Source organism: Roseofilum acuticapitatum BLCC-M154, from assembly GCF_030068475.1.
GTDB classification, from domain to species: domain Bacteria; phylum Cyanobacteriota; class Cyanobacteriia; order Cyanobacteriales; family Desertifilaceae; genus Roseofilum; species Roseofilum acuticapitatum.
In genome coordinates, this window is record NZ_JAQOSP010000050.1 from 18,271 (window position 1) to 29,728 (window position 11,458).

An 11,458-nucleotide genomic window follows, 5' to 3' on the forward strand; every position below is an offset into this window, starting at 1 on the left:
GTAGAACAATATGACTGATTCAAAACCGATTCTTCGTTTAGATTTAGAGCCAAAACTGAATCGACCTCTACAGCTTTGGAACCCTTTAGATTACTTGCGCTTGTTGTACTGGATTTTCTACTTTCCTCAAGCCTTAATATGGTATAAAAGAAAGTTTTGTCATACAAACTTTAATTATATGCCAACAAACAGAATTCTTTTGAAACTAAATTCACAGATTATAATCACACTTTTGTTTATATTGTTTTTTGTATACATGATATTATTTGTTGATTATTTTTCTTCTATATATATTAAAATAAATGAAATTCAAAAACAAATTCATTTGTTTAATCCAGTGATATTAAATGTAGTATTTTTGTTTACATATACCCTGTATTTTATGTTTTTATATTGGTTATTCAATAAGTTATTATATGCACCAGAAGTTGGTTTTACATCTAAAATGATTATTCTGATAAATAGTGGCTCAGGCTTAATCTTTTTGATTTCATATATAAATACATCGTCAATAAATATTTACCACCTTTTTTTTATCGCTTTTTTTATTACCACAATGGTTGTACATAAATTTAATTCAAATAAAAATAAATACTATAGTGCATCACCTTATTTCCTGATCAAAGTTAAAATAATTGAAGACAAAAAAAATCCAATATATGACGACCTTAATCATAACGATATATCTCATTTTAAGCGCATGAATTTTAATTTAAAGTTAGGTAGATTGATTGGTAGAATTATATTGCTATTAGCGTTATTGACCGTTTTTACTTTCATGTTTTTTATAGCAGGTAATTATGGTATCATTGTATTATTGGTAGGCTTACGTTTTGAAGAGTGGATTATCAGTTTATTTTTATTTATCGATAAAAAAAATCAGTATATTCCTCATACTACAGAAATTCCGATTCCACGTTTGTCAGCTAAATTAATTAATTCATTAAGGCAAGACTGGTATATTGGATTAATGAATTTAGAGCAAATAGCAACTTATACTCTTCAGTTCACTACTTTAGAAAGAACAATTAGAATATTCTTGGATTGCAAAGATCCTGATGAAATCATTGAAGCTGTTTCTCAATTATCAATCTATTGTCCAAATGTCTTATTAAAAATAGCACCAAGAATTTTAGATAATCCTAAATCTAGTTATCGTACCTCTTTCGTTATGAGTGGTTTTTGGTATCTACAAACCAAACAAGCAAAACTAGCTAGAGATTTTTTTGTTCTTGTAGGAGAGTTATCTCATGGACAAGAGATGTGTTCTCTTGCTGATAAATTGGCGATCTTTAGTGAGGTGCAAGATATTTATAGTTTAAGCAATTGTACATTACCTGCCATTCCTCCGGAACCCTTATTACGTCCTACTAGCTGGGAAGCAATTGAACGTTTCCATCGTGCTGTTGAAGATGTACGCTTAGTCCAACGTAGTCCATCGAGAGCAACCCGTTCTTTTGCCTTAAATCGTGCTTTAGCAGAAGTAACGACCATTCTCAATCAACAAGATTGCTTACCAGAAACTGAACGAGGATTAATCGTTCAGATTAGTGAAACTTGGCAAGAGATTCTGCTTCAGGAAACCGCCAAGATAGGCGACTTTAGCATTACTGAACCCGTTCGGAATCCCTACATTAGTGGGAGTCCCGTGATCGGTAAACGGTTTGTGGGACGGGAAGATATTATGCGAAAATTAGAAGAAACTTGGGTCATGGCAGAACAGTTAGAGTCGGTTGTTCTCTTTGGCCATCGACGTATGGGTAAAACCTCAATTTTACGCAATGTTTCTACGGCTCTCGGCTCAAGAGTCAAGCTCGCTTATGTTAATTTGCAGGGATTAGGGAATGATTTAGCAGAAATTCTGATTGAGATTAGTTATGAAATTTCTGAAGTCCTTGAAATCTCTTCTCCGAATGATGACGACTTTTTCAAGCTTCCTTATCCTACCTTCAGGCGCTACCTAGTAAAGATTGAAAAACAGCTAGACCAGAATAAACTAATTATTGCTCTGGACGAATTTGAAACAATTGAACACTTAATTAATGAGGGGAAAATCGATCCAGGATTTATGCAGTTCTTGCGTACCAGTATCCAACAAAGCCCAAACATTGCCTTTGTTTTAGCTGGATTACATACCTTAGATGAAATGACAGAAGATTATTTTCAACCCTTCTTTGCCAGTGTGATACCGATTCAAGTTGGCTTTATGACCAAGGGATCAACTTCGGTTATTCTGGCTAACCCAGAAGATGAAGATTTTTCCTTAGACTACCAACGAGAAACGATTGATGAAATTTATAATTTGACCCATGGACAACCCTATTTAGTCAACTTAATTGGGTTTCAATTAGTAAGCCGCTATAATGCTCAAGTGTTTGAAGAAGGATATTCCCGCGATCCTCAGTTTACCTTGGCCGATCTGAATGCGGTGATTAACGGTGTCTTGGAGCAAGGACGGGGCTATTTTACTGGAGTTTGGAAGCAAGCCACTCAAGGAGAACCTGGACAACAGGAGGTTTTATGCGCTCTTGCACCTTATCCCACTGGACTAGATCGAGAAACTCTTAGCCAAACTACAAACCTTGATTTAAAGGCATTAGATGCAGCTCTGACTTGCTTAGAAAAGCATGATGTCGTTATAGAACAAAACGGCAAATTTAGGATTATTGTTGAGTTATTTCGTCGTTGGGTTGAAATTGAGAAAATATAGAACTATGAGTAGAAATTATGGCTTGACAGTAACTTTGAGTATCTTATACTATAAATAACATCATCACAGAAAACTTTGTAGGCATGAAACACAATAATCAAATCTTTACGGGTGATTGCCGAGAAGTATTACGCCAATTTCCAGAAAATTCTATTTCTGCATGTATTACCGATCCCCCCTACAATTATGAATTTATTGGGCACAAATGGAACAATCCAGAGATTAAGCGACGACTCAATAGAGCTAAAAATAGTAGCACTCTGGTGAAAAATATTCCTTATGGAAGTGGTTTGGCTGGGGGAGTTCGGAATGCTCGATGGTACGAGCGAGTGAGGGAAAATATTCTCAATTATGAGCAATGGTGTTATGAATGGGCAATTGAGGTATTTCGAGTGTGTAAACCGGGTGCAATTGTTGCCGCTTTTAATAGCACTCGAACCATGGCCCATGTTCAAATCGCTCTGGAAAAAGCTGGTTTTTATGCACGAGATTGTCTGGTATATCGGCGCTCTAGTGGGATTCCCAAGGGTCTGAATTTGCAATCTAAACTCAAACAAAAAGGAGTTAATAATTATCAAGATTGGCAAGGTTGGCATAGTTGTTTAAGAAATGAGTGGGAGGCAATTGTGGTGGTGCAAAAACCGCTAGTCAATAACTATGTGGAAACGCTGCTAGAATATGGGGTAGGCTTGTTTCATGCTATCAATGAAGATGGTTCATTTCAATCGAATATTTTAGAGGATATTCCACGAGAAAAGCCGATGGATTATAATGTCCATTGTACAGTCAAACCTTTAGCTCTGATGGAAAAGTTGATCGATCTTTTTGTTCCCCCTTCCCCTGATCATATTGTGTTAGATCCTTTTGCGGGTTCTGGAACAACATTGGTGGCAGCGAAAAGGCTGGGACGGAGTTATTTAGGGATTGAAATTGTTCCAGAGTATGTGGAGATTATTGAAAAGCGTTTAGAAGATATGGAATCTACATCAAAAAAATCACAATCTTCTCACGTTAAACCCGATCAATCTTATACGCAGATGCTTTTACCGTTAGATACACTTTCAGATCAAAGCCAGTGAGTTGAGTCAGATATTCAAATGTTGATTCTCCTGTGAAAATAGTCCACCCACTGGACTCACACGCTCTGAGAGCTGCGGGTAAATTATCCTCGCGCACAATTAATAATATGGGTTGATAATCTTGTTCTTTGAGTAACTTGCCATAGGTTTTGAATTTCTTGAGTGTTCCCGAATCACCCGATCCGATGCGATATTTGGTATCAATTGCCCGTTGACCGACAATTAAATCACAAGGTTGATTACCATTAAATTTTAAGGCTGGCGAAAAATCATCACAGGTTTGGCGACAAACTTCAATGACTAATTTTTGCCAACACATCCCTAACTCCCTACCCCAATATTGGCGATTTTGACGCTTTAATTCGGGAGTGATATCAAAGATGTCCATCAACAAGTCGGTTTCGTTGTTTTCATCTGTATAGACTTTTTTGGTGAAGGACTGATAATACTGCTGTAGGATCTGATCGAGTTGGCTTGAGTCAACCATAATTGAATAAAATTTTACTTTTTATTTTATCAAATATCCTGGGACTTGAGCGATCGCCAGAAACCCCATAATTAGCAGATTTCCTATCCTATAGATTCAGTGTTGACATCCGGCAATTTGCCGTATAGACTGGATTCATAAGGTTGTTACATTTATGGGTCTCACACTATGGCTACTAAAACTCATAAAACATCATCAGCACGGTTAGAAGCTCGTATCAGTCAGGAAACTAAGGCTCTGGTGCAAAAAGCGGCTGACTTAGAAGGACGAACGCTTACTGATTTTGTTGTTGCAAGTGTGCAAGCAGCCGCATACAAAGTTATTGAAGAACACCAAACTTTGAAGCTTAGTATTGAAGATAGTGAGGCTTTTGTAGATGCGATTCTCAATTCTCCGAAGCCGAATGAAGCTTTGAAATCGGCTGCTTTACGATACAAGCAAACGATGTCAGTTTAATGGTTCTCAAAATTAACCTTCTTGATAGTCGCAAGCACATCCGCTCAAGTTTTTGCTGTGGGCAAGAGAGTTTAGATACTTATATTCGTAAGCAAGCCTCTCAGGATCTCAAAAAACGGGTTTCAACTGTATTTGTTTTAACTGATGATCCTGAAATGAATGTTTTGGCATACTATACGCTTTCTTCTTACACGGTCAATGTTGCAGCTTTGGAGGAGAATTTTGCTAAACGCTTACCCCGTTACCCAGTCTTACCTGCAACCCTATTAGGTCGTCTTGCTGTGGATAATGAGCAAAAAGGTAAGCGGTTCGGTGAACTGCTATTGATAGATGCTCTTAAAAAGTCTTTAGATACAACGATGCAAGTTGCCTCTTTAGCTGTAATAGCAGAAGCTTTGGATGAAAGAGCGTCGAGTTTTTATAGAAAGTATGGATTTAGACCATTTAATCAGGAACCGATGAAACTGTATTTGCCGATGAAATCTATTGAAGAGCTTTGCGAAAATTTGGGAATTTAGGGGCGATCGCTATCTCTTTACTTCTGAGCTAAAATAGATCCCAAGGCGTGTCCTGACTCTTACCGAAGAATTGGGTTTAAAGCCCCGTCCTTTAAGGACGGCTTTGTGTTAAGATGTAAGAGGTTTGAATCCCCTGAGTGGGCGGTAGTAAAATAGCTTAAGCTTGAACCCTTGAACTCAAAAGTCAGCAAAAGAGACAAAAAAGTAGGGTAGCGAAAACCTCGTAAAACATAGCGCAGTAAGTCTTCAAAAAGACTGAATGAAAACCCATAAGAGTTTTTGTCACAAGACAGGTAGGGTAGGGCATACCCGAACCTCTCCTGAAATGGAGAAACGCTTGGAGAGTGAACCACTAAAGGACATCTAGATAACAAGTGATCTTCTAGCAAGTTCGGTTCAGATATAATCGTGTAAGACCTAAGTAGAGGTGACTTGAAAGGGCTGTGATTAGCTCAAGAATCCCCGTACATTTAGGTCGGGGAGTGTCAAAGCTTACATACTTTAGTACGAGAGGAACAGTAACACTGCCATGCAGTGGGTGTTTGGGAAACAGGATGCGAAGAACCCGACAGGTGGACATTAAAGGTAGTCATCCTTTAAAGAGTGTGTAATAACTCATCGGCGGAGTCCCTGGTGTACCTGAGCAAACACATTATGCTGTAAGTAACTTGCACGCCCTACCAATTAAAAATTAGAAATTAAAAATTAAAAATGGGTCTGGGTTGGGGGCGAGGTGGCTTGCTACAAGGCTAATATCGTGTTTTCATTGGAGATGCGAAGATCATATCCTATCCCCCCATCTCCCTATCCCCCTATCTCCCTATCCCCCGATCCCTGCACTATGCCAATTGATTTCCGTAACCTGAATATGCTGTGGGCTTCGATTTTGGTGGAAACCTTGGAGCGTTTGGGGTTAACTACGGTCATCATTTGTCCGGGATCTCGTTCGACTCCCTTAACGGTGGCTTTTGCGGCTCAAAGGGGGATTGAAGCGATACCGATTTTAGATGAGCGATCGGCGGCGTTTTTTGCTTTGGGACAGGCTAAAACATTGGGCTTACCGGCGGCTTTAGTCTGTACTTCGGGGACGGCTGGGGCTAATTTTTATCCTGCGGTGATTGAAGCATCGGAGAGTCGAGTGCCTCTGATGGTGTTAACGACCGATCGCCCCCCGGAATTGCGCCAAACCCATGCCGGGCAAACCATTGACCAGGTGAAGCTCTACGGAAATTACCCCACTTGGCAAACGGAGCTAAGTTTACCGGATGTGGATCTTTTAGCTTATCTGCGCCAGGCGATCGCCTATGGATGGGAGCGCACCTTAAGCCCCATTCCCGGCCCCGTCCATGTTAATCTTCCCTTTCGAGACCCCTTAGCGCCTGTTCTACAACTGGATCTGGGCATTCGGGAAGAGGAGTTTGAGGTCGATCGCTTCTTTGGATTTTTAACCCCCCGTTCTGCCTCAGTATCGAGCATCGAAATAATACCGGAAGCTGTGCAAACCTGGTGCAAGGATCTGCGCTCTTCCCGTGGTCTCATTATTGCGGGAGTTGCTCAACCACAAGACGCAGAAGCTTATGTGGAGGCGATCGCCCATTTAGCCAAAACCCTTAACTTTCCCGTCTTCGCCGAAGGACTTTCCCCCGTTCGCAACTATGCCCATCTCAATCCTCATATTATCTCCACCTATGACCTAATTCTTCGTAATCCTGAAATTGCCCAAGAATTATCCCCCGATGTCGTCATTCAAGTTGGCGATTTTCCCACCAGCAAAGTGTTGAGACAATGGCTCAAAGAAGGTAACCCTCGCCAATGGATTATCGATCCCACCTATCAAAATCTTGACCCCCTGCACAATTCAACCCAATTTTGGCGCTGTTCCATTGAACAACTCTCCCGTTTTCTTCCCGAAAAAAACTCTGAAATTAATCCCTATTTAGAGCGCTGGTGTGCCCTAGAACATGGGGGGCGATCGCACTTAGATCGAGTCTTAGGCAACATTGAAGATTTATTTGAACCCAAAGCCGCTTGGTTACTCTCCCAAATTCTGCCCAAAAATACGCCACTTTTTATTTCTAATAGTATGCCCGTACGCGATGTGGAATGGTTTTGGACTCCCAATACCCTCCAACTCCATCCCTATTTTAATCGCGGAGCCAATGGCATTGATGGCATTCTCTCTACTGCTTTGGGAATGGCTCACCGTCATCAGCAACCAAGCGTTTTACTCACCGGAGATTTAGCCCTTTTACATGATACGAATGGCTTTTTAGTGCGTCGCTATTTCCAAGGGCATTTAAGCATTATTTTAATGAACAATAATGGGGGCGGAATTTTTGAGAATTTACCGATCGCCGAATATAATCCCCCCTTTGAAGAATTCTTTGGTACGCCTCAATCCATTAATTTTGCCCACTTATGCCAAACTTATGAGATTGAGTATCATCAGATTGAAACTTGGGAGCAGTTCCGGCAGTATTTAGAAAAATTACCCCATCGGGGAATACGAGTTTTAGAAATTAGGTGCGATCGCCGTTTAGATGCCCAATGGCGCAAGCAAATTTTTACCGATGTACCCTTACCCCCCCTTAGTCTAGACCATTGCCAATGAGGATAAACGGGGCCCAATAATAGGGATGCTCAAAAGAGGTGGGGTCAAAATTATCGCTTTGGGGAAGTTGAGCCTCAATTAAACTCAATTGTGCTTGGCGAAGGGCTTGGGCTAGGGTGATATCGGATGCACTCTCAAGGAATTGATAAAATTCATCCATTAATATTTGGGTTCCCCGATCGTCCACTTGCCAGAGGGTGGCGATCGCCGCTTTTGCCCCTGCTTGTTGTACTTGATACCCTAAACCGAGAATTTCTTCCCCATTACTGAGAATTTCACCGAGTGCCGTCTGACACGCACTAAGGACAATTAAATCTACATCAGAGAGGTTCCAATGCTCGATATCTCGTAGGGTAATGCGATCGCCATTTCCTAGTAAAATAAAAGACTCTTCTGGCTCCCCTGTGACAAAGGCTGCATGGGTGGCTAAATGCACAATTTGATGATCCTGGAGTTCGGGCAACGTGGTATCCCGATTAAAGTCCTGATTCCATAGGGTGGTATGTTCGGGGAATTGCTGAATCAAATTTTGCACTTCCTTCTGAGCAAAGGGTAATCCAGAAAAGTCAAATTGGCGATCGCCCACTTGCACTTGATAATTTCCTTGGGTAAATGCCCCGGCTAAAATTTTCCGTTCTCGATGAGTTTGGGGGGTAAAGTTTTGCAAGCTAGTCGCTGTAATATGGTTAATCTGGAAGTGTTGAATTACCCAATCCTGACCATCATATAAAGCACTTAAGGGTAAGTAGCGCAATTGACCATCAGGGGCATATGCCAACGCCTCAATTCCCGCTTCGTTTAAATCCGCTTCAATGGGTTGCACTAACCATTCATAGAGCTGTTGACCGACTGATTTTACCCGTGGTAAGGGATATTTGCGCGTTACTACAGTGCGAAATTCCGCGATTTTCTGTTCAATTTGCGACTGACTGACGGGGACAGTACGTCGAATGGGGGGGGCGATCGGCAAAAATTACCACGATTTCTAGACGATCTTCCCACATAAACGGATACACAAATGCTGTTTTTTGTTGAAACTGTTTCAGCACTGTTTGTAAGCCTTGAATATGGATATTTTCCCCTTGATAATTCGCATTATAATTGGCAATTTGATCGCTAATTTTGGTGATATTTTAGTCTTGTAAAAACCGATTAAAATCCTCATGAAGACTATGATATAATGAATTAAGCCGATCGATTTTTTGAATTTGCTCAACCGTGCGATCGCCTTCAGGAATTGCCCTTAATTGTTCTAAGTCTTGAATCCACTCCACACCCTGTGCTTGAGCTTGCAAAAAATCATTTAAGATATCCTCTTCCACGGGATGCAAATTTAAAGTCGGTAATTGATGATCGCCTTTAACACTATGTAAATATTCATCTAATTCTTGCAACTTTAGCAAGTCCAGAACTTGATGAGCTTCTTCCGGGCGGTTATGTTGAAAAAGAAGATTAGCTAAATGGCGATAACGATGGGAAACTGTTCCCATAAAAGCCTTCTGTTTTTCTAGAGAAAAATCCGTGATTTGATTATGAACCAATTGAAGCTCATTAATGGACTGCTTGTAAAAAATAATGGCTAACTCTACTTGTTTTTCTTGCTCAAGTAGATGGCCAATATTATGCAGTGTGGTCGCATAGCTTTCTGTATTTCCTAACTGTTGCCAAATCAACAGGGCTTGATAAAAAGGGGAAAGAGCAGGTTCAAAATCTTTTTCTTCAGTATAGACCAAAGCAATTCCATTGAGGCTGTTCGCTTCTCCGACTTTATTCCCGGATTCGCGAAAAATATCTAAGGCTTGGTGATAGGCTTCAATGGCTCTCGAATGCAAGTGAAGAGTCGTATAAAGATTACCAAGCTGATTATATAAATGTCCCTGTTTCTCTGGTTCATCTAAATGTTGATTTAATTCTAAAGCCTGTTGAGCGCTGGATAGGGCAAGATCGGGTAAGTCTTGTTTTTCATACAGTAAACTCAAGCCTGTTAAGGCTTCAACTTCTGTGGCAATATTCTCTTGAGATTGGGCAAGTTCTCTCGCTTGATTCAGTAACTTTAAGGCAATATCATAGTCTTCTAAGCTGACTTTAACGGCTGCTAAATGAATTAGGGTATGAGCAAGTTTTACTGGATTGCCAATATCTTGGCGTAATTTCAGTGCCTGCTGATAAAACTGTTGGGCAGAAAAAAAACGTCCCTGTAAATAGTCGGTTTTACCCCTTTCTTCTAGGGTATTAGCTTCACTAACTCGATCGGTTTGAACATGAACTGAGCCAGACTCTGGGGTTTGCGCGATCGCCGGTAACTCAAGCGCTAACACGCTGCTGGTGGCGATCGCCACAATTATCCCACCTAACTTGACTACATTCATCATGGATTAAAGAACTCATCTTGTCCTAGCTTGGCAGATTTCCCTTCACATTGGCGAACTCAGAGGTTGGGTCATCTACAACCATCAACCGCTATCCTAGTATAGGAATATCCTGATACGATCGTACTGCCATGTTCCCCAACTATCCCCCCCAAAACAGGCAAAATAACTTGCCTACCATGTATGATTTACCCAGCGAAGATCCGGAGGAACCGGGATTGCCTGACCAATTTCATGACCTACAACCTCAGTTATTAGATTTTACCTTTGATTCCCCAAGTTACCCAACTGAGCAATATTTAATCGCCAAAGACTTAAATCTATATTATGACGTAAACCATACCCACTGGTACAAACGTCCCGATTGGTTTCTGGTTTTAGGTACAGGACGATTTAACCGCCAACAGGATCTTCGTTTAAGTTATGTGATCTGGCAAGAAGGAATTTCGCCATTTTTGGTGGTTGAACTCCTATCTCCAGGAACTGAGCAAGAAGATTTAGGGCAAACGCTAAGAGAAGTGAATAAACCGCCGACAAAATGGCAGGTTTATGAGCAAATTTTACGAGTTCCCTATTATGTGATTTATGACCGCTATAAGAATCAGTTTCGAGCTTTTCATTTAGAAGCTTCTGGGTATAAACCCTTGAGTTTACCAGACGATAAATTATGGTTTGAAGAGTTACAGCTAGGTTTGGGAAAATGGCAAGGAATCTATGATCGAGTGGATGGATTATGGTTACGTTGGTACGATCGCCAAGGGAACTGGATTCCTACTCCTATGGAAAAATGGGAACAGGAGCGCCAACGAGTCGAGCAGGAGCGCCAACGAGCCGAGCAGGAGCGCCAACGAGCCGAGCAAGAAAGCCAACGAGCCGAGCAAGAAAGCCAACGAGCCGAGCAAGAAAGCCAACGGGCACAAGAGGCAGAAACCGCATTAGCTCAGGAGCGCCAACAACGGGAAGCTCTATTGGAGCGCCTTCGAGCTATGGGCATCGATCCTGATACATTGTCGTAGTGCCGTGATATCAAGTCCGGATAAAGGGTGAAGAAGCGGGCAAGATGCCCGCACTCCTCAAATCCCTTGAGATGACTGGAGTGGGAGCATCTTGCTCCCTGGATTTTTAATTAGGATATTTAAGCGAACTTGATATTACAAGTTCCCGATGGGGACTAGAAACCCGGTTTCTGCCAGAAACCGGGTTTCTCTACGAAGTAATATCAAGTCCG

At 41.2% G+C, this 11,458-nt stretch carries 9 protein-coding genes; 6 read left to right on the plus strand and 3 right to left on the minus strand.

Translation table 11 applies throughout. The features are described from left to right. Positions 1 to 10: 10 nt before the first annotated feature. Together PMG71_RS07185 and PMG71_RS07190 are read left to right on the plus strand one after the other, a co-directional pair. Positions 11 to 2,710: an ATP-binding protein gene (locus PMG71_RS07185; protein ID WP_283752976.1), complete on the plus strand. Its 2,700-nt coding sequence runs from the start codon at positions 11 to 13 to the stop codon at positions 2,708 to 2,710. An 83-nt stretch (positions 2,711 to 2,793) separates the two neighbouring features. After that, positions 2,794 to 3,789 (plus strand): DNA-methyltransferase, encoded by a 996-nt coding sequence (locus PMG71_RS07190; RefSeq protein WP_283752977.1) that lies wholly within the window; start codon positions 2,794 to 2,796, stop codon positions 3,787 to 3,789. Here the strand turns inward: PMG71_RS07190 and PMG71_RS07195 are convergent. After that, complete coding sequence (locus PMG71_RS07195) at positions 3,722 to 4,276, minus strand: hypothetical protein (protein ID WP_283752978.1); 555 nt, start codon at positions 4,274 to 4,276, stop codon at positions 3,722 to 3,724. The genes PMG71_RS07190 and PMG71_RS07195 overlap by 68 nt on opposite strands. Positions 4,277 to 4,444: 168 nt before the next feature. Between PMG71_RS07195 and PMG71_RS07200 the strand changes: the two genes are divergently transcribed. From PMG71_RS07200 to menD, 3 genes are all read left to right on the plus strand, one after another. After that, positions 4,445 to 4,732 carry a type II toxin-antitoxin system TacA family antitoxin gene (locus tag PMG71_RS07200; RefSeq protein ID WP_283752979.1) on the plus strand — a complete coding sequence of 96 codons (288 nt, stop codon included), beginning with the start codon at positions 4,445 to 4,447 and terminating at the stop codon, positions 4,730 to 4,732. Next, positions 4,732 to 5,250: a GNAT family protein gene (locus PMG71_RS07205; protein WP_283752980.1), complete on the plus strand. Its 519-nt coding sequence runs from the start codon at positions 4,732 to 4,734 to the stop codon at positions 5,248 to 5,250. The genes PMG71_RS07200 and PMG71_RS07205 overlap by 1 nt, the downstream gene beginning before the upstream one ends. An 841-nt stretch (positions 5,251 to 6,091) precedes the next feature. Beyond that, entirely contained in the window at positions 6,092 to 7,861 is a 1,770-nt protein-coding gene (menD, locus tag PMG71_RS07210; RefSeq protein WP_283752981.1) for a 2-succinyl-5-enolpyruvyl-6-hydroxy-3-cyclohexene-1-carboxylic-acid synthase, read from the plus strand. On the opposite strand, the gene PMG71_RS07215 is transcribed toward menD, so the two are convergent. Continuing rightward, a complete protein-coding gene (locus tag PMG71_RS07215; RefSeq protein ID WP_283752982.1) occupies positions 7,839 to 8,831 on the minus strand; it encodes a CHAT domain-containing protein in 993 nt (330 codons plus the stop codon). The genes menD and PMG71_RS07215 overlap by 23 nt on opposite strands. A gap of 163 nt (positions 8,832 to 8,994) precedes the next feature. Then, complete coding sequence (locus tag PMG71_RS07220) at positions 8,995 to 10,233, minus strand: tetratricopeptide repeat protein (RefSeq protein WP_283752983.1); 1,239 nt, start codon at positions 10,231 to 10,233, stop codon at positions 8,995 to 8,997. 176 nt (positions 10,234 to 10,409) lie between these two features. Between PMG71_RS07220 and PMG71_RS07225 the strand changes: the two genes are divergently transcribed. Continuing rightward, a complete protein-coding gene (locus tag PMG71_RS07225) occupies positions 10,410 to 11,246 on the plus strand; it encodes a Uma2 family endonuclease (RefSeq protein WP_283752984.1) in 837 nt (278 codons plus the stop codon). Positions 11,247 to 11,458: the final 212 nt, after the last annotated feature.